At 61.4% G+C, this 21,244-nt stretch carries 20 protein-coding genes; all 20 read left to right on the top strand.

Features of this window, described 5'->3' with window-relative positions; all coding sequences use genetic code 11:
• Positions 1 to 84: 84 nt before the first annotated feature.
• The 20 genes from gyrA to AC1RRC_RS08545 all read left to right on the top strand — a co-directional run bounded on the left by gyrA (position 85) and on the right by AC1RRC_RS08545 (position 21,239).
• Positions 85 to 2,733, top strand: a complete 2,649-nt coding sequence (gene gyrA, locus AC1RRC_RS08640) for a DNA gyrase subunit A (RefSeq protein ID WP_493054877.1) — start codon at positions 85 to 87, stop codon at positions 2,731 to 2,733.
• Between the two features lie 122 nt (positions 2,734 to 2,855).
• Complete coding sequence (locus AC1RRC_RS08635; RefSeq protein ID WP_493054876.1) at positions 2,856 to 3,395, top strand: DUF2059 domain-containing protein; 540 nt, start codon at positions 2,856 to 2,858, stop codon at positions 3,393 to 3,395.
• Positions 3,396 to 3,424: 29 nt separating this feature from the next.
• Positions 3,425 to 4,507 (top strand): 3-phosphoserine/phosphohydroxythreonine transaminase, encoded by a 1,083-nt coding sequence (serC, locus tag AC1RRC_RS08630; protein WP_493054875.1) that lies wholly within the window; start codon positions 3,425 to 3,427, stop codon positions 4,505 to 4,507.
• A gap of 30 nt (positions 4,508 to 4,537) precedes the next feature.
• Positions 4,538 to 5,611, top strand: coding sequence for a prephenate dehydratase (gene pheA / locus AC1RRC_RS08625; protein ID WP_493054874.1), 1,074 nt, complete (start codon positions 4,538 to 4,540; stop codon positions 5,609 to 5,611).
• Between the two features lie 132 nt (positions 5,612 to 5,743).
• Positions 5,744 to 6,856 (top strand): histidinol-phosphate transaminase, encoded by a 1,113-nt coding sequence (gene hisC, locus AC1RRC_RS08620; protein WP_493054873.1) that lies wholly within the window; start codon positions 5,744 to 5,746, stop codon positions 6,854 to 6,856.
• 8 nt (positions 6,857 to 6,864) lie between these two features.
• Entirely contained in the window at positions 6,865 to 7,770 is a 906-nt protein-coding gene (locus AC1RRC_RS08615; protein ID WP_493055508.1) for a prephenate dehydrogenase, read from the top strand.
• The gene (aroA, locus tag AC1RRC_RS08610; RefSeq protein ID WP_493054872.1) at positions 7,767 to 9,089 is read left to right on the top strand and encodes a 3-phosphoshikimate 1-carboxyvinyltransferase; all 1,323 of its coding nucleotides are present in this window, start codon (positions 7,767 to 7,769) and stop codon (positions 9,087 to 9,089) included. The genes AC1RRC_RS08615 and aroA overlap by 4 nt, the downstream gene beginning before the upstream one ends.
• Positions 9,090 to 9,322: 233 nt before the next feature.
• On the top strand, positions 9,323 to 9,991 hold the full coding sequence (gene cmk, locus AC1RRC_RS08605) for a (d)CMP kinase (protein ID WP_493054871.1): 669 nt from the start codon (positions 9,323 to 9,325) through the stop codon (positions 9,989 to 9,991).
• A gap of 103 nt (positions 9,992 to 10,094) precedes the next feature.
• Entirely contained in the window at positions 10,095 to 11,771 is a 1,677-nt protein-coding gene (gene rpsA / locus AC1RRC_RS08600; protein WP_493054870.1) for a 30S ribosomal protein S1, read from the top strand.
• A 15-nt stretch (positions 11,772 to 11,786) separates the two neighbouring features.
• Entirely contained in the window at positions 11,787 to 12,092 is a 306-nt protein-coding gene (locus tag AC1RRC_RS08595; RefSeq protein WP_154377329.1) for an integration host factor subunit beta, read from the top strand.
• A gap of 94 nt (positions 12,093 to 12,186) precedes the next feature.
• The gene (locus AC1RRC_RS08590; protein ID WP_493054869.1) at positions 12,187 to 12,492 is read left to right on the top strand and encodes a lipopolysaccharide assembly protein LapA domain-containing protein; all 306 of its coding nucleotides are present in this window, start codon (positions 12,187 to 12,189) and stop codon (positions 12,490 to 12,492) included.
• Positions 12,493 to 12,496: 4 nt separating this feature from the next.
• Positions 12,497 to 13,672, top strand: a complete 1,176-nt coding sequence (gene lapB / locus AC1RRC_RS08585; protein ID WP_493054868.1) for a lipopolysaccharide assembly protein LapB — start codon at positions 12,497 to 12,499, stop codon at positions 13,670 to 13,672.
• 153 nt (positions 13,673 to 13,825) lie between these two features.
• Positions 13,826 to 14,770: a D-glycero-beta-D-manno-heptose-7-phosphate kinase gene (gene rfaE1, locus AC1RRC_RS08580; protein ID WP_493054867.1), complete on the top strand. Its 945-nt coding sequence runs from the start codon at positions 13,826 to 13,828 to the stop codon at positions 14,768 to 14,770.
• 254 nt (positions 14,771 to 15,024) lie between these two features.
• Entirely contained in the window at positions 15,025 to 15,366 is a 342-nt protein-coding gene (locus AC1RRC_RS08575) for a ComEA family DNA-binding protein (RefSeq protein WP_493054866.1), read from the top strand.
• Between the two features lie 185 nt (positions 15,367 to 15,551).
• Positions 15,552 to 16,802, top strand: coding sequence for a DUF4214 domain-containing protein (locus AC1RRC_RS08570; RefSeq protein WP_493054865.1), 1,251 nt, complete (start codon positions 15,552 to 15,554; stop codon positions 16,800 to 16,802).
• Between the two features lie 80 nt (positions 16,803 to 16,882).
• The gene (locus AC1RRC_RS08565) at positions 16,883 to 17,371 is read left to right on the top strand and encodes a TlpA family protein disulfide reductase (protein ID WP_493054864.1); all 489 of its coding nucleotides are present in this window, start codon (positions 16,883 to 16,885) and stop codon (positions 17,369 to 17,371) included.
• Between the two features lie 17 nt (positions 17,372 to 17,388).
• Positions 17,389 to 17,628 carry a DUF4266 domain-containing protein gene (locus AC1RRC_RS08560; RefSeq protein ID WP_493054863.1) on the top strand — a complete coding sequence of 80 codons (240 nt, stop codon included), beginning with the start codon at positions 17,389 to 17,391 and terminating at the stop codon, positions 17,626 to 17,628.
• 3 nt (positions 17,629 to 17,631) lie between these two features.
• On the top strand, positions 17,632 to 18,771 hold the full coding sequence (locus AC1RRC_RS08555) for a DUF3570 domain-containing protein (RefSeq protein ID WP_493054862.1): 1,140 nt from the start codon (positions 17,632 to 17,634) through the stop codon (positions 18,769 to 18,771).
• Entirely contained in the window at positions 18,762 to 19,718 is a 957-nt protein-coding gene (locus AC1RRC_RS08550; protein ID WP_493054861.1) for an FAD:protein FMN transferase, read from the top strand. Before AC1RRC_RS08555 ends, AC1RRC_RS08550 begins: the two co-directional genes overlap by 10 nt.
• Positions 19,719 to 19,853: 135 nt before the next feature.
• Entirely contained in the window at positions 19,854 to 21,239 is a 1,386-nt protein-coding gene (locus AC1RRC_RS08545) for a M20/M25/M40 family metallo-hydrolase (protein WP_493054860.1), read from the top strand.
• The last annotated feature ends 5 nt before the right edge of the window (positions 21,240 to 21,244 follow it).

Genomic DNA, 21,244 nt, shown 5'->3' with positions numbered 1-21,244 from the left:
TACGCTTGTCTTTGCGCCCGGCCACACATGTGGCAAATTACGTGCCAGATAAGACCATCACAGTAAAGAACAGACGACCCGCCAATGGATCAATTCGCAAAAGAAACAATCCCTATTTCCCTCGAAGAAGAGATGCGCAAGAGCTACCTCGATTACGCCATGAGCGTGATCGTGGGCCGTGCCTTGCCGGATGCGCGCGACGGCTTGAAACCGGTACACCGCCGTGTCCTGTTCGGGATGCACGAACTGAACAACGTGTGGAACCGTCCTTACGTGAAATGCGCCCGTGTCGTGGGTGAAGTCATGGGTAAGTACCACCCGCACGGCGACGCGTCGATTTACGACACGCTGGTGCGGATGGCGCAGGACTTTTCGCTGCGCTACATGCTGGTGGACGGCCAGGGTAACTTCGGTTCGATCGACGGAGACAACGCTGCGGCGATGCGTTACACCGAGTGCCGCCTGGACAAGATCGCCGGCGAAATGCTGGCCGACATCGATAAAGACACGGTCGACTTCGCGCCGAACTATGACGGCAAGGAAAAAGAGCCGACCGTCTTGCCGACCCGTATCCCCAACCTGCTGATCAACGGTTCGTCCGGTATCGCGGTGGGTATGGCGACCAATATTCCGCCGCACAACATCACCGAAGTCATCAATGGCGCGCTGCACGTGCTGGCGAACCCGGAATGCACGATTGACGACCTGATCGAACTGATCCCGGCGCCGGACTTCCCGACCGGCGGCACGATTTATGGCGTGTCCGGCGTGCGCGATGGCTACCGCACCGGCCGTGGCCGCGTCGTCATGCGCGCCAAGACCCACTTCGAAGAATATGGCAAGGACGGCGGCCGCATCGCCATCATCGTCGACGAGCTGCCATACCAGGTCAACAAGAAATCCCTGCTGGAGCGCATCGCTGAAAACGTGCGCGACAAGAAGCTGGAAGGCATTTCCGACATCCGCGACGAGTCCGATAAGTCGGGCATGCGCGTGGTGATCGAACTGAAGCGCGGTGAAGTGCCGGAAGTGGTGCTGAACAACCTGTACAAGCAGACTCAGCTGCAAGACACCTTCGGCATGAACATGGTGGCGCTGGTCGATGGCCAGCCGAAGCTGATGAACTTGAAGGACATGCTGTCGACCTTCCTGTCGCATCGCCGCGAAGTGGTGACCCGCCGTACCGTGTTCGAATTGCGCAAGGCGCGCGAACGCGGTCACGTGCTGGAAGGCCTGGCCGTCGCGCTGGCCAACATCGATGACTTCATCGCCATCATCAAGGCGGCGCCGACGCCGCCATTGGCCAAGTCCGAACTGATGGCGCGCGCCTGGGATTCGTCGCTGGTGCGCGAAATGCTGGCGCGCACTGGTGAAGAAGGCCAGGCGGGCGCGGACGCGTTCCGTCCGGAGCACTTGCCGAAACATTACGGCCTGCAAACCGACGGCCTGTATAAACTGTCCGACGACCAGGCGCAGGAAATCCTGCAAATGCGTCTGCAGCGCCTGACCGGCCTGGAACAGGACAAGATCGTCAATGAATACAAAGACGTGATGGCGCAAATCGCCGACTTGCTGGACATCCTGTCCAAGCCGGCCCGCGTGACGGCCATCATCCATGACGAGATGGTGCTGTGCCGTAATGAATACGGCGAAAAAGATCCACGCCGTTCCAGCATCGAGCACAACGCGTCCGAACTGGAAACCGAAGACCTCATTACCCCGCAAGACATGGTGGTGACGTTGTCGCACCTGGGTTACATGAAATCCCAGCCGATTTCCGAATACCGCGCGCAAAAACGCGGCGGCCGTGGCAAACAGGCCATGGCGACCAAGGATGAAGACTGGATCGACCAGCTATTCATCGCCAACACCCACGATTACATCCTGTGCTTCTCCAACCGTGGCCGCATGTACTGGCTGAAGGTGTGGGAAGTGCCGCAAGGCTCGCGCACGTCGCGCGGCAAGCCGATCGTCAACATGTTCCCGCTGCAGGAAAACGAAAAGATCACCGTGGTGCTGCCGCTGTCCGGCGAAAACCGCACCTTCCCGGAAGATCATTACGTGTTCATGTCGACCAGCCTGGGCACCGTGAAAAAGACGCCGCTGAAAGACTTCAGCAATCCACGCAAGGCCGGCATCATCGCGGTCGACCTGGATGAGGGCGACTTCCTGATCGGCGCCGCGCTGACCGACGGCAAGCATGACGTGATGCTGTTCTCCGACGCCGGCAAAGCCGTGCGCTTCGATGAAAACGACGTGCGTCCGATGGGCCGTACCGCGCGCGGTGTGCGTGGCATGAACCTGGATGAAGGCCAGAACGTGATCGCGCTGCTGGTGGCGGAAAACGAACAGCAGTCGGTGCTGACCGCGACGGAAAACGGTTACGGCAAGCGTACGCCGATCACCGAGTACACCCGTCACGGCCGTGGCACCAAGGGCATGATCGCGATCCAGACTTCCGAGCGTAACGGCAAAGTCGTGGCGGCCACCCTGGTGACGCCAACCGATGAAATCATGCTGATCACCACCGGTGGTGTCTTGATCCGTACCCGTGTCGCGGAAATCCGTGAAATGGGTCGCGCCACCCAGGGCGTGACCCTGATCGCGGTGGAAGACGGCACCAGCCTGTCCGGCCTGCAGCGTATCGTGGAAACCGATATTGATGAAGTCGACCTGGAAGGTGGCGAGACCGCGGCGGATGCCGGAACGCCGGCGGAGCCAGCGGCCGAATAAGTTTTTCGAATAAGCTTATAGAATAAGCTTAGAAGCAGCTTATATAACGGGGCCTGTGTCGTTTTCGCAGATTAATGCGACAATGATGCAGGCCCTGTTTCTTTATACATTAGGAAAAATTGATGAAAAAATTGATTGCTGCAGTCATGCTGGCACTGGCGATCCCCGCCGCATCTGTGTTTGCCGCCGACACTGGCGCCAATGAGCAATCCGTTGCGGCGGCCAAGGATTTGATGAACGTGATGAACGTGCGCGCGATGTTGCAGGCTTCGATGCAGCAAATGTCGCAGCATATGCCGGACATGGTTCGCCAGATGGCTGAAGCGGGCTTCGACAGCAAAAAGCTGAATCCCGAGCAAAAGCGCAAGGCGCGCGCGGACCTGGACAAGGCGCTGCCGGCCATGCTGATCGCCATGGATAAAACCCTCGGCGATCCCAAGCTGCACGAAGAACTGGAAACGGAAACCGCCGCCATCTATGCGCGCAATTTCTCCGCCGATGAAATGCAGCAGATCATTGCGTTTTACCGCAGCCCGGTCGGCGCCAAGATGCTGGGCACCATGCCCAAGCTGATGCAGGAATCCATGATGGCCAGCCAGAAGATCATGATTCCGCGTATGGCGAAGATGGTTGAAAACATGACCGCAGCGGGCAGCAAGTAACACCGTATTTTTATTAAGGAATCAAGCAAGTGACGAACATCTACAACTTCTCCGCCGGCCCGGCCGTCTTACCAAAAGAAGTGCTGGCGCAAGCCGCCGCTGAAATGCTGGACTGGCATGGCAGCGGGATGTCCGTCATGGAAATGAGCCACCGTGGCCCGGAATTCATCTCCATCTACCGCCAGGCCGAAGCCGACTTGCGCGAGCTGCTGGCGGTGCCGGACAACTATAAAATCCTGTTCATGCAGGGTGGCGGCCTGTCGCAAAACGCGGTAATTCCCATGAACCTGGTGGGGAGCGAAGGCGCCACGATCGATTTTATCCAGACCGGTTCGTGGTCGTCGAAATCCATCAAGGAAGCGGCCCGTTACGCCAGCGTTAATGTGGCGGCGTCCGCCAAGGACAATGGCTACAGCTTCGTGCCGCCGCAATCGGAGTGGAAGCTGACGCCGGGCGCGGCCTACCTGCACCTGTGCACCAATGAAACCATCGATGGCGTGGAAATCGGCTTTGTGCCGGAAGTGCAGGGCGATACGGTCCTGGTGGCCGACATGTCGTCGCACATCTTGTCGCGCCCGGTCGATGTCTCGAAATACGGCCTGATTTTCGGCGGCGCGCAAAAGAATATCGGTCCGGCCGGCGTCACGGTCGTCATCGTGCGCGATGACCTGATCGGCAAGGCGCTGCCATTTTGCCCGTCCGCGTTTGACTTTAAAAACGTGGCGGACAATGAATCGATGTACAACACGCCGCCCACCTATGGCATTTATATTGCCGGCCTGGTGTTCCAGTGGCTCAAGCGCCAGGGTGGCGTGGCCGAGATGGAACGCCGTAACATTGAAAAAGCCAAGCTGCTATACGCGGCGCTCGACGCGGACGATTTTTACCAGAATCGTGTGCAACCGGAATACCGCTCGCGCATGAACGTACCGTTCTACCTGCGCGACGAAAGCAAGAATGAAGCATTCCTGGCCGGCGCCAAAGCGCGCGGCCTGCTGCAACTGAAGGGCCACAAGTCCGTCGGCGGTATGCGTGCATCGATCTATAACGCGATGCCACTTGAGGGTGTCCAAGCCCTGGTCGATTACCTGAACGAATTCGCAGGGCGCTAATGCGCCTTGTATGACCCCTTCCTGCAGATCATGAATGACAAATTAAAACCGCTGCGCGAAAAGATCGATGCGATCGACGCGCAGATACTCAGCCTGTTGAACGAGCGCGCCAAGGTGGCGCAGGAAGTAGGCCACGTCAAGGCTGAAACCAATGCGCCGGTGTTCCGCCCCGAGCGTGAAGCGCAAGTGCTGCGCGGCGTGGCCGACCGCAATCCCGGCCCGATGGTGTCGTTTGACGTGCAAACCATCTTCCGCGAAATCATGTCGGCCTGCCGCGCGCTGGAAAAGCGCGTGACGGTGGCGTATCTGGGCCCGGCCGGCACCTTTAGCGAACAGGCGGTGTATCAGCAGTTCGGCACCGCCGTCGAAGGCTTGCCGTGCGCATCGATCGATGAAGTGTTCCGCGCCACCGAAGCCGGCACGGCCGAATTCGGCGTCGTGCCGGTCGAGAATTCGTCGGAAGGCGCGATCAACCGCACCCTCGACCTGATGCTGCAAACCACCTTGCTGATTTCCGGCGAAGTGGCGATTCCCGTGCACCACAGCCTGATGAGCAAGACCGGTTCGATGGATGGCGTGAAAGTCATTTGCGCGCATTCGCAGGCGCTGGCGCAATGCCAGGTGTGGCTGAACCAGAATTACCCGAACATCGAGCGCCGCGCCGTGGCGTCGAACGCGGAAGCGGCGCGCATGGCGGGCGACGATCCGGCCATGGCGGCCATTGCCAGCGAAATCGCCGGCACCCGCTACAAGCTGGGCGTCATCAAGCCGCATATCCAGGACGACCCGCACAACCGCACGCGCTTTGCCATCATCGGCCATTTGCAGACGCTGCCGTCCGGTAAAGACCAGACCTCGATCGTGCTGGCGGTGCCGAACAAGGCCGGCGCCGTGTACCAGTTGCTGGCGCCGCTGGCGAAACACGGCGTGTCGATGACTCGCTTCGAATCGCGCCCGGCGCGCATGGGCACGTGGGAATATTATTTCTATGTCGACGTCGAAGGCCATGTGCACGAAACGTCGGTCGCCAAGGCCATGGCGGAACTGAAGGACCAGGCCGCGTTCTTCAAGCTCCTGGGCTCTTATCCGGTCAGCCTGACTTAATACCGTAGGGCGGTTGCCGCCTTGGCGGAAGCCGCCGTGCCCGCGTTGCCCCCAGCGTTGGCACCGCAGGCCTGAAAGCAATGGCGGCTCGCAAGCGAACCGCCCTACGAAAAATATACTGAGGTTTTAATTATGTCGAAAGAATTCGGTCCCGATTACGTCCGCGCCATCGCTCCTTACCAGGCCGGTAAGCCCATCTCCGAAGTGGCGCGCGAGTTTGGCCTCGATGAAGCCACGATCGTCAAACTGGCCTCCAATGAAAACCCGTTCGGCGTGCCTGATTCCGCCCGCGAAGCCATGGCCGCCGCCGCTGCGGAGCTGGGCCGCTACCCGGACGCCAACGGCTTTGAGCTGAAAAACGCGCTGTCCAAACGCTATGGCGTGCCGGCCGACTGGATCACGCTGGGCAATGGCTCGAATGACATCCTGGAAATCGCCGCCAAGGCGTTTGTGCAGAAGGGCGAAGCGATTGTCTATGCGCAGTACTCGTTCGCCGTGTATGCACTGGCCACGCAGGGCATTGGCGCGCGCCACATCGTGGTGCCGGCCAAGGATCACGGCCACGACCTGGACGCCATGCTGGCGGCGATCGACGTGGACACCCGCCTGGTGTTCATCGCCAACCCGAACAACCCGACCGGCACCTTTATCCCGGGGCCGCAAATCGAAGCCTTCCTGCAAAAGGTGCCGGAAAACGTCGTGGTGGTGCTCGATGAAGCCTATAACGAATACCTGGAAGCCGAAGACCAGTACGATTCCGCCGCATGGGTCAAGCAATACCCGAACCTGCTGGTGTCGCGCACCTTCTCCAAGGCCTATGGCCTGGCGGGCTTGCGCGTGGGCTTCTCGATTGCGCAGCCGAAGCTGACCGACTTGATGAACCGTATCCGCCAGCCGTTCAACGTCAATTCGCTGGCGCAAGCCGCCGCGATCGCCGCGCTGAACGACACCGCGTTCCTGGAAAAAGGTGCGCATAACAACACGGCCGGCTACGAACAGTTCGTCGAAGCGTTCGAGCAGTTGAACCTGGAATACGTGCCATCGTACGGCAACTTCGTGCTGGTGAAAGTCGGCGAAGATCCGCAGGCCGGCGCGCGCATCAACCTGGCGCTGCTCAAGCAGGGCGTGATCGTGCGCCCGGTCGGCAATTATGGCTTGCCTGAATGGCTGCGCATTTCCATCGGCCTGCCGCAGGAAAACGCGGTCTTGATCGCGGCCCTGCAAAAGGCGCTGGCGGCAGCATGACCGGGCACATGTTCGACAAGGTCGTCATTTCCGGCGTTGGCCTGATCGGCGGCTCGTTTGCACGGGCGCTGAAACAGGCGGGCGCGGTGCGTACTGTCGTTGGACTGGGCCGTTCCCGCGCATCGCTGGAACGCGCCAGGGAATTGGGCATTATCGATGCCATTGGCGACGATGTCGCCGAAGCCGTCAAAGGCGCCGACCTGGTGCTGCTGGCGGCGCCGGTGGCGCAGACGGGGCCGATCCTGTCCGCGCTGTTGCCGCACCTGGAACCGCATACCGTGGTGACGGACGCCGGCAGCACCAAGACCGATGTGACGGAAGCCGCCCGCAAAGTGCTGGGCGACCGCATCCACCAGTTCGTGCCGGGCCACCCGATTGCGGGCCGGGAGTCCAACGGGCCCGATGCGGCCATTCCCGACCTGTACCGCGGCAAGAAAGTCGTATTGACCCCGGTGCCGGAAAACAGCGAAGCCGATATCGAGCGCGTCGCCGCGGCGTGGCGTATTTGCGGCGCCATCATCCACCGCTTGTCGCCGCAGGAACACGACAAGGTGTTCGCGTCCGTCAGCCATTTGCCGCATTTGCTGGCCTTTGCGCTGGTCGATGATATCGCCCGCAAACCGCACGCGGATTTGCTGTTCCAGTATGCGGCCAGCGGGTTCCGCGATTTCACCCGGATTGCCGGCTCGTCGCCGGAAATGTGGCGCGACATCAGCCTGGCCAACCAGGACGCCCTGCTGACGGAGCTGGACGCCTACATGGCGCAACTGGCGATCATGCGCAGGCAACTGGCGGCCGGCGACGGCAAGGGCCTGGAAGCCGTGTACAGCAATGCGCGCGAAGCGCGCGAACGGTGGATCGCCGCCATCGAAACGGCCGAAGCGCCGCCACCTAACGAGAAAGACCCAACATGAGTACGCAATACCCGGAACATATTGATTTGCTGCCCGCCGCCCGCGCCCAAGGCACGGTGCGCCTGCCGGGCTCGAAAAGCATTTCCAACCGCATCCTGTTGCTGGCCGCGCTGGCGCAGGGGACCACCCGCGTCATCGACCTGCTGGCGTCGGACGACACCCACGTGATGCTCAACGCGTTGCGCTCGCTGGGCATCGCGTGGGAAGAGACCCGCGATGGCGACCACACCGTGCACACGGTGCAGGGCGGCGCCGGGGCGTTCCCGAACCGCACGGCCGACCTGTTCATGGGCAATGCCGGCACCGCGATCCGCCCGCTGACGGCGGCGCTGGCCGTGATTGGCGGCGAATACACGGTGCACGGCGTACCGCGCATGCACGAGCGCCCGATCGGCGACCTGGTCGATGCGCTGAACGATGTCGGCGCGAAGATCGATTACACCGGCAACAAAGGTTATCCGCCGCTGCATATCCATGCCGGCCAGTTCACGCAGGCGCGCCTGGCGGTGCGCGGCGATGTGTCGAGCCAGTTCCTGACGGCGCTGCTGATGGTGTCGCCGCTGATGGCGCGCACCCAGGATATTACGATCGACGTGGTGGGCGAGCTGATTTCCAAGCCATACATTGAAATCACCCTGAACCTGATGCGCCGCTTTGGCGTCACGGTCGAGCAGGATGGCTGGCAGGCGTTCACCATTAGCAAAGGCCAGCAATACCAAAGCCCGGGCACAATCCACGTCGAAGGCGACGCCTCATCGGCGTCCTACTTCCTGGCCGCCGGCGCGATTTCCGGTGGCCCGGTGCGGGTCGAGGGCGTTGGCCGCCAGTCGATCCAGGGCGACGTGCGCTTTGCCGAAGCACTGGCGGCCATGGGGGCGACCATCACCATGGGCGACAACTGGATCGAGGCGTCCGCCAGCACGCCCCTGAAAGCCATCGACATGGACTTCAACCACATCCCGGATGCGGCGATGACCATCGCGGTGGCCGCGCTGTACGCGGATGGCACCACGACTCTGCGCAACATCGCCAGCTGGCGCGTGAAGGAAACCGACCGCATCGCTGCCATGGCGACGGAATTGCGCAAAGTCGGCGCCATCGTGGAAGAGGGCCCGGATTACCTGACCGTGACGCCGCCGGCGCAAATCGGCACGGCCGCCATCGATACCTATGACGACCACCGCATGGCGATGTGCTTCTCGCTGGCCTCGCTCAACGGTAAGTTGCGAAATGGCAACATCATGCGCATCAACGATCCGAAGTGCGTGGCCAAGACCTTCCCGGAGTATTTCAGCGCCTTCGCCGGCATCGCCAAATAAGCGGTTGGCAGTGCATTCGTAGGGCGGTTTTCGCCAAAGGCGAAAGCCGCCATGCGCGCGTCGCCACCAGCACCAGCAGCAACAATCGGCATGGATGACGGCTTTGCTGTCGCAAAACCGCCCTACGGACTTGGCGCCGGCGATCGGCACGTCGGTTGCCGCCTTGCGGGCTTTGCATTTGCGGTATTCGCCCAAGTCGGGTAAGTTACGCGTTTGCTTTCAGCTTCGCCTTTATGCCGACCCACCCAATCCCAGTCATCACCATCGACGGTCCCACCGCTTCCGGCAAGGGCACCGTGGCCCATAAAGTCGCCGAACACCTCGGTTTTCACCTGCTGGATTCCGGCGCACTGTACCGCCTGACGGCCTTGCAGGCGCTGCGCCGCGAAACGCCGCTCAACGACGAGCATGCGCTGGCCAAGCTGGCCGAACACCTGCATATCAGCTTTACCGGCGATGCCGTGTTCCTCGCGCATGAAAATGTCACGGATGCGATCCGCCAGGAAGAAGTTGGCAATACGGCATCGAAAATCGCCGCGTTCCCGACCGTGCGCCAGGCGCTGTACGGCTTGCAGCTGGGTTTCCGCAAGACGCCGGGCCTGGTGGCCGATGGCCGCGATATGGGGACAGTTATTTTCCCTCATGCAACTTTGAAGGTGTTTTTGACGGCCAGTGTGGCCGCCCGCGCGGAACGCCGTTATAAGCAATTGATAGGTAAGGGAATTCCTGCTAATATGGAAGACCTCCTGATGGATTTGAAGGCGCGTGACGACCGGGATACACACCGGGCCATCGCGCCGCTGGTCCCCGCAGAGGGGGCGCATGTGCTCGATACTTCCGATATGACCGTGGAAAACGCGGTCGCGCAAGTGTTGCAGTGGTATGCGGCCGTCGGGAAATGAATGGTCGCCGGGCACGCTCTGAGTGCCATGGCGAATTTTGATTAACCTTAACCCAGTTGAAGCCGCATCCTGCGGGTCTTACTGGTTAACTTGGAATAAATAAATGGAAAGTTTTGCAGCCCTCTTCGAAGAGTCGTTGTCGCGTCAAGATATGCGCTCTGGCGAGGTGATCTCCGCTGAAGTCGTGCGTTTGGATCACAACTTCGTGATCGTCAACGCCGGCCTGAAATCGGAAGCTTTCATTCCTGTTGAAGAATTCAAAAATGACCAAGGCGAACTGGAAGTCAAAGTAGGCGACTTCGTTTCCGTGGCCATCGAATCGCTGGAAAATGGTTTCGGCGATACCATCCTGTCGCGCGACAAAGCCAAGCGTCTGGCTTCGTGGCTGGCTCTGGAAAAAGCAATGGAATCCGGCGAAATCGTCGTCGGTACCGTCAATGGCAAAGTCAAGGGCGGCCTGACCGTTCTGACCAACGGCATCCGCGCGTTCCTGCCAGGTTCGCTGGTGGACACCCGTCCTGTCAAAGACACCACCCCATTCGAAGGCAAGACCCTCGAATTCAAAGTTATCAAACTGGACCGCAAGCGTAACAACGTCGTTCTGTCCCGCCGCGCCGTCATCGAAGCTTCGATGGGCGAAGAGCGTCAGAAACTGATGGAAACGCTGAAAGAAGGCACCGTGGTGACCGGCGTTGTGAAAAACATCACCGACTACGGCGCGTTCGTGGACCTGGGCGGCATCGACGGCCTGCTGCACATCACCGACCTGGCATGGCGTCGTGTGCGTCACCCATCGGAAGTGCTGACCGTTGGTCAAGAGATCACCGCGAAAGTCCTGAAATACGATCAAGAGAAGAACCGTGTTTCGCTGGGCGTGAAGCAACTGGGCGACGATCCATGGACCGGTCTGTCCCGTCGTTACCCACAAGGCACCCGCCTGTTCGGTAAAGTCACGAACCTGACCGACTACGGCGCGTTCGTTGAAGTGGAACAGGGCATCGAAGGCCTGGTACACGTTTCCGAAATGGACTGGACCAACAAGAACGTCGCTCCAAACAAAGTTGTCCAACTGGGCGACGAAGTTGAAGTGATGGTTCTGGAAATCGACGAAGAGCGTCGTCGTATTTCGCTGGGCATGAAACAGTGCAAAGCCAACCCATGGGACGACTTCGGCGTGACCCATAAGAAAGGTGACAAAGTCAAAGGCGCGATCAAATCGATCACCGACTTCGGCGTGTTCATCGGTCTGGCTGGCAACATCGACGGCCTGGTACACCTGTCCGACCTGTCCTGGACCGAAGCTGGCGAAGAAGCCGTGCGCAAGTTCAAGAAAGGTGACGAACTGGAAGCCGTTGTTCTGGCGATCGACGTTGAGCGTGAGCGCGTTTCCCTGGGCGTTAAGCAACTGGAAGGCGACCCATTCAACAACTTCGCAGCACTGAACGACAAAGGTTCGCTGGTAACCGGCACCGTGAAATCGGTTGAGCCAAAAGGCGCCGTGATCCAACTGTCGGAAGAAGTTGAAGGCTACCTGCGCGCATCCGAAATCTCCCGCGACCGCGTGGAAGATGCCGGCACCCACCTGAAAGTGGGCGACTCCGTGGAAGCCCTGGTGATCAACATCGACCGTAAAGCACGTTCGATCCAACTGTCGATCAAAGCGAAAGACAGCGCTGACACCCAGGAAGCCATGCAGAAGATCGCAGCTGACAACAGCGCCGCTTCGGGCACCACCAGCCTGGGCGCACTGCTGAAAGCCAAGTTCGATAACAAGAACTAATAAACCGGAAGATAGATGACTAAGTCCGAGTTGATCAACCGCCTGGCTGAGCGTTATCCTCAGCTGGTGGCGAAAGATGCGGAATTCGCGGTCAAGACGATCCTCGATGCGATGACCAATGCTCTCTCGAGCGGCCAGCGTATCGAGATCCGCGGTTTCGGCAGCTTTGCTTTAAATAGCAGGCCGCCCCGTATCGGCCGCAATCCGAAGTCCGGCGACAAGGTGATGGTGCCTGAAAAGCGCGTCCCTCACTTCAAGCCGGGCAAGCAGTTGCGCGAGCGGGTCGACGCGATGGTCGGGCAACCGATCATCGAGGACTGAAGCATTTGGAACGGTCGCCGCAGCCCTGCCGGGTTGCGGCACAAAAACGGCGTCCGTGGATGCCGTTTTTTTTTGAATGAGGGAACGTAAGCGCATGAAGATAGTTTCCACTGTGATTGGTTTTATCCTGTTTGTCCTGTTCTTCGGCTTCGCCCTGAAGAACACCCAGGAAGTCGACCTGGTGATGTTCCTGAATTACGAATTGCGCGGCCCGTTGGTGCTGCTGTTGCTGGGCTTCTTTGCCGCCGGCGCGGCGCTGGGTATCCTCGCGCTGACCCCCACCGTCTTCCGCTACCGCCGCGAAGCGAACAAACAAAAAATCACCATTGCCGCACTGCAGTCGACCGCGTTGAAAGTCAATGCGCAGCCGCAGCCAGACAGCATCAACGCACAACAATAGTCTTATGGAATTTGAACTCTGGTGGCTGCTGGGCATGCCCATCTTTTTTGCCCTGGGCTGGGTCGCTGCGCGGGTCGATATCCGCCAGCTGGTTTCCGAGTCGCGCACCTTGCCGAACGGTTACTTCAAGGGCTTGAACCATTTACTGAATGACCAGCCGGACAAGGCCATCGACGCGTTCATTGAAATCGTGCGCCTGGATCCGGAAACCGCGGACATGCACTTCGCGCTGGGCAACCTGTTCCGCCGCCGCGGCGAAACCGAACGCGCCATCCGCGTGCACCAGAATCTGCTGTCCCGCCCCGATTTGCCGCCCGAGCAGAAAGCCCACGCCGGCTATGAACTGGGGATGGATTACCTGAAGGCCGGCTTGCTGGACCGCGCCGAGGAAACGTTCAAAGGGCTGCTCGACAGTACCTATGGCGTGCAGGCGCGGCGCGCCTTGCTGGAAATCTTCCAGCGTGAAAAAGAATGGCAGCGCGCCATCGATGCGGCCAATGGCTTGCAGGAAGCCGGCGCCGGCGTGCGCCAAAAGGAAATCTCGCAGTTTTATTGTGAAATGGCGCAGGATGCGCTGGTGCGCATGCACTATGCCGACGCGCAAAAGCTGCTGGACGACGCGCTGCAGGCCGACCGCACCAGCGTGCGCGCCACCATCCTGGTGGGCGACGTGCAAAACGCGCAGGGCGACGTGGAAGCCGCGCTTGCCACGTGGCGGCGGGTGGAGCAGCAAAGCGTGCCGCACGTGGCGCTGGTTGCGACCCGCCTGATGGATGGCTACCGCAAGGTGGGCCGTCCGCAGGAAGGCGTCGGCTTGCTGAAGTCCTACCTGGAGCAGGCTTCGTCGATCGACCTGCTCGAAGTGGTCTTTAAAGCCGTGATCGAACTCGATGGCGTGGAAGCGGCCAAGCAACTGGTGTCGGAAGAGTTGCGCCGCACGCCGACCTTATTGGGCCTCGACAAATTGCTGGAAGCGCGCATGGTCGATGCGCCTGCCGCGCTGCTGTCGGAACTGTCGATGGTCAAGGGCCTGGTGCACGGCTATACGCAAAAGCTGGCCCGCTACCAGTGCGGCCATTGCGGCTTTAAGGCGCGCCAGTATTACTGGCACTGCCCGGGGTGCAGCAAGTGGGACACGTACCCGCCGCGCCGTACCGAAGAATTGAATGTAATGAATTAACACGGACACGCGGCGGATATTCCGTAGGGCGGTTTCCGCGCTGGCGGAAGCCGCCATGCATGCGTTGCCGCCAGCGCGGATGCAGCAGGTCCGCAAACAATGGCGGCGCGCAAGCGAACCGCCCGACGAATCCCTTATCAGCAAGAGGCCGCCATGACGACTTCGGTAATCCAATATCAAGCCCCAGCACTCGATAAAGTGCGCATCCTCGTGGTCGGCGACGTCATGCTGGACCGTTACTGGTTCGGCGACGTCAACCGCATTTCGCCGGAAGCGCCGGTGCCGATCGTGCGCATCGCCAAGCGCGAAGCGCGCCTGGGCGGCGCCGCCAACGTGGCGCGCAATGCCGGCGCGCTGGGCGTGCAGGCCGGCTTGCTGGGCGTGGTCGGCAACGATGAAGCGGGCAATGAAGTGGAACACTTGCTGCACAGCGGCGGCATCCACAGTTACCTGAAGCGCGATGAAGCGATTTCCACGATTATCAAATTGCGGGTGATCGGCCACCAGCAGCAAATGCTGCGCATCGATTTCGAAGAGCCGCCCAGCGACGCCGTGCTGCACAACAAGCTAATGCAATACAAGGCGCTGCTGGCGGACTACGACGTCATCATCCTGTCCGACTATGCCAAGGGCAGCCTGGTCAATGTGGCCGACATGGTGGCGGCGGGCCGCGCGGCCGGCAAGGTGGTCATGGTCGATCCGAAAGGCGACGATTTCGCCCGTTACACGGGCGCCACTGTCCTCACGCCGAACCGTTCCGAATTCCGCCACATTGCCGGCGGCTGGAGTAACGAAGAACAGTTGACGACGAAAGCGCAAAACCTGCGCGCGGAATTGAAGCTGGACGCCTTGCTGCTGACCCGCTCGGAAGAGGGGATGACCCTGTACACGGAGCAGGCCGTGTTCCATACGCCGGCCGATGCGCGCGAAGTGTTTGACGTGTCCGGCGCGGGCGACACGGTGATTGCCACCATGGCCGCCATGCTGGGCGCGGGTGCAGGCTGGGAAGAAGCCGTGCAGACCGCGAACCGGGCCGGCGGCATCGTGGTCGGCAAGCTGGGCACCGCCACCGTGACGCGCGAAGAATTGTTTGGCTGAGTTCGCTAGAAAATTGATTTGACGCAAGTGAAGCGGCAGGGCGGCATGGTCCAATGCTTACGTGGCGTTCGCGCCGCACCTCCCTCGCAGCGTCAGCTGCATCTCACAACCCGCCTTCCGGCGGGTTCTTTTTAGCCAGTCCCCATCCTCGCTTGAGCGCCCTCAACGTTGCATTGTCATCGCCGCTGGCGTTAATCCGTTTGGTGGAGACAAGGCGCATCCCGGGCCTTGCATCCACGAAAACGGAGGAAGTCATGTTGAAAAAACTGTTGCTGGCGGTCTCGACGATGGTGATGGCGATGGGGGTGGCGTTTGCCGAGGTGGACGTCAATAAGGCCGATGCCGCCGCACTGGACAGTGTGCGCGGCATCGGCCCGGCCAAGTCCAAGCTGATCCTCGACGAGCGCGGCAAGGGTGGTGAATTCAAGGACTGGGCCGATTTCGAGCGCCGCGTCAAAGGCATCGGCGACAAGAATGCGATGAAACTGTCGGAAGCCGGCCTGGTGGTCAATGGCAAATCCAAGGAGGGCGCCGCAGCGAAACCGATGGAAGGTAAACAGACCGCGAAGGCGGCTGCTGCAACGAAAAACAAGTAACTTTCCGCATGAAATGAAAACCGCCGGCGCGTCCGGCGGTTTTTTTTGAACCAAAATCATGCGGCTTGGTATTTACGCATGAATCAGGGGTTTGCGGGAACAATTGCGGTTCCGCAAACGTGAAGATAAGATCAATTCAAACTTGCATATAGGGGATTGCTATGCATGCATTCCGTCGTTGTTCGATGTCCATTTTACTGGTGCTGGCCGCGTGCGGCGGCGACCAGTCCACGCCGGTCAACGGGCAACTCAGTAAGCAGGGCGGCGCCCCCGCCGCCACACAAGGCGCGGCGGTGCGCCAGGGCGCCGCACCGGCGTTCATTACCTTCAGCGGCAACGCCAGCCAGTACAGCATTGCCGCCAACGCGAATGGCTATGCGGTCACCGACATCCTGACCAGCCAGGCCACGCAAGTGGCGACCGGCAGCCGGTTGCGCTTCGCCGACAGCGCCATCGCGCTGGACCTCGAAGGGAATGCGGGCCAGGGTTATCGCATCTACCAGGCAGGCTTCAACCGCAAGCCGGACCTGGCCGGCCTGGGTTATTGGATCAACCAGATGGACAACGGTGTCAGCCAGCGCGATGTGGCGGCCAGCTTTGTTGCCAGCGCTGAATTCGCCACCATCTATGGCGGCGCCAATCCTACCAACCTGGTGTACGTCACCAAGCTGTACAACAACGTGTTGCAGCGCGCCCCCGAACAGGCCGGACTGGATTATTGGGTCGGCGTGATGAACAGTAATGCCGCCAACCGTGGCGAAGTGCTGGCATTTTTCAGTGAAGGCGCGGAAAACAAGTCGCTGGTAGCGCCCGCCGTTGTGAGCGGCATTGAATACCTGCCGTGGGGCAGCAAGCTGCCGGCCAATGCCGTGGCCGACTATGCCGCGCAATATGACGGCAGCCTGCGCGGTGGCGATACCGGCAATATCTCCATCACTGTCAACAGCAGTGGCGCGGTGCAGGCGGGCGGGCGCCTGAACGGATCGAATGCCGATGTCGCCGGCGCCACGCAACTGGCGGAGGGCGGCCGCTTTGAGATGGTGTATGCCGGCAATGGGCAGAGCTTGGCGCTGAAGGGCTCCATCAACGTGGCCACGGGTGTGGCGACAGGAACCTGGACCAATACCACGGCGCAAACCAGCGGCGTGTTCAGCGCGTCAAAACCGGTGGTGCAGCCAAAAATGTTCCCGCAAGTGCAGGCTATCATTGGACAGCGCTGTGTCGCGTGCCACTCGGCGCATACCACCTTCCCCGGGTATAACACGGCGCAGGCTGGCATCAGTTTTGACACGGAAGCGCAAATCCGTGCCCAAGCCGCGTTGATCAAGTCGGTAGCGGTGGATACGCTGCGCATGCCGTTCGGTAATGCGACTGGCATGACTGCCGCCGAGCGCGCGACATTGGCGGCATGGTTTGCTGCCGGGACGCCGCCATGATGGCGCGTCATGCAGTAAATGGCAGGCCTGGTGCGTGCGGTGCGCGCCGCGCGCCGGCGCCCCTGCCGGCGTTGGCGCTGATGACGACATTGATGGTGACGTTGATCTCTGCGGCAATGCCGGCCGCGGCATGGGCCGCGCCCGGGGCCGGCGCGCCGGCCCCGGCGTTTGACTTGCCGGGCGATACGGGCCGTATCAGCCTCGACGCGTACAAGGGCAAGCTGGTGTACGTGGATTTCTGGGCGTCGTGGTGCGGGCCGTGCCGTAAATCATTTCCCTGGATGAGCAGCCTGCAGCAGCGCTATGGCGCCCACGGCCTGCAAGTGGTGGCGATCAACCTCGATGCGAAACGCGATGAAGCCGCCGCGTTCCTGGCCAAGGTGCCGGCCGGGTTCACGGTGGCCTATGATCCGGCCGGCGCCACCGCGCGCGCCTATGGCATCAAAGGCATGCCCAGCAGTGCATTGATCGGACGGGATGGCAAGCTGTTGTGGCTGCATGCCGGGTTCAATGAATCGGATCAGGCCGTGCTGGATGCGCAAATCAAGGCGGCGCTGCAACTTCAATAGATTCAACAGGAGCAAAGATGCATAAAGCAGGCAAGGCCGCACTGGCGGCGGGGACGGTGGCGGCGCTGCTGTCCGGCTGCGGTACTTCCGGCATCGTGACGCCGGTGGCGCCGTGGGAAAAAGGCATGCTGGCGCAGCCGAACATGCGCTTCGAGCGTGGCCGCAATGAAGCCCGCTATGCGGCCCACATTTATGACAGCCGGGAAGCGGCCAGCGGCGCCGGCAGCGTCGGTGGCGGCGGATGCGGGTGTAACTGAACCATGGCGATGACTCCTACTTCGATTCCCTCGCCGGCCCAGGCGTTGATGCTGGCGGCGCTGGCGCTGCCAGGACTGTCCATTGCGGCGGAAACCATCCCTGAAGCCGGTTCGATCAGCATCGATTACCTGCATTACAAAGACAGCCAGCCCGGCATGGACCGCGTCAGCGTCCGTTCACCCTCGGTGCACATGGTGATGCCGATTGCCGGCCAGTGGCTGGTGGAACTGGGTGTGGTGTCGGACCATTTGTCTGGCGCCACGCCGCGCTACCATACGTCGGTATCCGGCGCCTCGCGCATGGAAGACGAGCGCAATGGGGCGGACATCCGGGTTACCCGCTACCTCGGCCGTGCCACCGTCAGTGCCGGCGCGGCGTATTCCGGCGAAAATGATTACCATTCGAAGGCGCTGTCGCTGGCGGGGACCCTGTCCACGGAAGACCGCAACACCACCGGCGGCCTGGCCATCGGCGTTAGCAACGACGTGATTTCGCCTGTCACGAAGACCGTGGTGGGCGAACGCCGCCATACCTTTGAATGGATGGCGACCCTGGAGCAGGTGCTGACGCAGCGCGACGTGGTCAAGTTGGACTTGTCGCGCAGCCGGGGGCGTGGGTATTACTCGGACCCGTATAAATTTGTCGACAACCGGCCGCGCGAACGCAATATCACCAGCGTGCTGCTGCGCTGGAACCATGCTTACACGGACGGTTCCGCGCTGCGCAGCAGCTACCGCTGGTACACCGACACGTTTGGCATCCGCGCCCACACGCTGGGCGCGGAATGGGAAAAGCCGCTGGCGGGTGGCTGGAGCGTGACACCGGCCTTGCGGCTGTATTCGCAATCGAAGGCGGACTTTTATTTTGACCCGGTGTATGACAGTAATTTCGGGGCGCCGTTTCCGTCTGGCTATGTCTTTGGCACCAAGGCCCTGATGTCGGCGGACCAGCGCCTGGCCGCCTTCGGCGCCGCCACCGTGGGACTGAAACTTGGCTATGCCTTCGGCGATGGCTGGAATGTGCACCTGAAAGCGGAACGCTACCGGCAAACGTCAGGCTTGCGCTGGAGCGGCGGCAGCCCGGGCCTGGCCCGGCTCGATGCCCAGACCTGGCAACTGGGGATCAGCAAACAATGGCAGTAGACACGGCAATCGGCACTGGCGCAGGCGGCGCGCGGCAAATGTACACGGTGGAATTCCGCGCCATGGCCAGTCCGTGCCAGGTGCTGCTGCCGGCCGCCAGCGAACAGCAGGCGCTCGCGCTGGCGCAACACGCCATCGATGAAGTGCACCGCATTGAAGCCAAATACTCGCGCTACCGTGCCGACAGCGTGGTTACCGCCATCAACAGCGCGGCGGGCGGCGAGGCGGTTGCGGTCGATGATGAAACCGCGTCGCTGCTGCATTATGCGGGGCAGTTGCATGGCATCAGCGGCGGCCTGTTCGACATCACCACCGGCGTCTTGCGCAAGGCATGGGATTTCAAGGCGGCGCGCATGCCGGCGCCGGGTCAACTGGACACTTTGCTGGCGCTGACCGGCTGGCCGCTGGTGGAACGCCAGCGCAGCGCAGGCGCGCATACCGTGCGACTGCCCAAAGCCGGCATGGAACTGGACTTCGGCGGCTTCGGCAAGGAATACGCGGCCGACCGCGCGGCGGCCAAATTGCTGGAACAGGGCATACGGCACGGCTATGTGAACCTGGGTGGCGACTTCCACGTACTGGGCCCGCAGCTCGACGGGACCCCATGGCGCATCGCGATCCAGGATCCGCGCCAGGATGAGGGCACGATTGCCGCCATCGATGTGGCGGGCGGCGCGCTGTGCACGTCCGGCGACTACGAGCGCTATTTCGAACATGGCGGCCAGCGCTATTGCCATATCCTCGATCCGCGCACTGGCTGGCCTGTCGCGGCATGGCGTTCGGTCAGCGTGCTGGCGCCCCTGACGGCGGCGGCCGGCGCCTGCGCCACCATTGCCATGCTGAAGGGCGGCGATGCTCCGGCGTTCCTTGCGTCGATGGAAGTGGCGTACCTGGCGGTGGATGCGGCGGGTGTATTGCACCGCCATACCGGCAGCGGCGGCAAATAGGGTTCCTGGCGGCGATATCCGCAGCCGTGCTACTTGCTGATACAAATCCGCGCTTCCATCGCGTACTGCCCCCATGCGATTATCGGGGACTGTGCCGCCGGCAGGCGTGGCGGCCTTCACCACAAGGACGACATCATGGCCCTCATCACAAACACGCTGCCGGCGCTCGCCTGCCTCCTGGCGGCAAACTTGGCATGCGCGGCGGCGCCGGCGGCGGGTACTGCGCCCGACACGGCGCGCCGCCAGCCGCACATCGATAAAATCGTCGGCGAGATTTCACCGCAACGGATCGAAGCCACCATCCGCCGGCTGGTCGGCTTCCACACTCGGCACACGATGTCCGAGACGGAATCGGACACGGTCGGCATCGGCGCCGCGCGGCGCTGGATCAAGCGTGAATTCGAGCGCTGCAACGCCGCCAACGGCGGCCGCCTGCAAGTGGCGTTCGACAGCCATATCGCCCCGGTGTCGCGCCGCATCAGCCGGCCGACGGAAATCGTCAACGTGGTGGCGACCCTGCCGGGCACGCAGCCGGGCAGTCTTGATCGCATCTACGTTGTCAGCGGCCACTACGATTCACGCAATACCGACGTGATGGATGAAAAGGGGTATGCACCGGGCGCCAACGATGATGCATCCGGCACGGCGGCGGTGATGGAACTGGCGTGTGTGATGTCGAAGTACAAATTCGACGCCACCATCGTGTTCATGACGGTGGCGGCCGAAGAACAGGGATTGCTGGGCGCCGCGCACTGGGCGGAACAGGCGAAGCAAAAGAATTGGAATGTTGCCGGTATGTTCACCAATGACATCATCGGCAGTTCGCGCGATGAACACGGCAAGATCGACGACAAGCAGGTGCGCCTGTTCGCCGAAGGTATCCCGGTGGAAAAAGACATGAGCGAAGCCGTGCGCGCGCTGGTGTTGACGGGCGGTGAAAACGACACGATTTCACGCCAGCTGGCGCGCCATGTGAAAGAACAGGGCGAGCGCTATGTCAAGGGCTTCAAGGTCAGCGTGATCCAGCGCCGCGACCGCTATCTGCGGGGCGGCGATCACATGCCATTCCTGGAGCGCGGCTATGCGGCGCTGCGCTTCACGGAACCCAACGAAGACTTCAATCACCAGCACCAGAACGTGCGCACGGAAAACGGTGTCACCATCGGCGACCTGCCCGAGTACAACGATTACCAGTACATTGCGAAAGTCGCGCGCGTGAATGCCGCCGCACTGGCCACCCTGGCGCTGGCGCCCGCCGCGCCGCAAAAGGTGCAGATGCGCACCGCGCAGCTGGAAAACGATTCGACCCTGGTGTGGCAGGCCAATGCCGAACCGGACCTGGCCGGCTACCGCGTGGTGTGGCGCGAGACCACGGCCTCCGACTGGCAGGGTTCGAAATGGGTGGGCAATGTGACCGAAGCGAAGGTGCCGCTATCGAAGGACAACTACTTCTTTGGTGTGCAAGCGGTCGACAAGGAGGGCAATGCCAGCCCCGCGAGCTATCCAATCCCGCTGAAATAGACAAG

This window comes from Pseudoduganella sp. GW821-FHT12E03 (assembly GCF_058807115.1).
The sequence above is the reverse complement of the archived record's forward strand: the minus strand, read 5'-3'. Positions and strand labels throughout refer to the sequence as shown.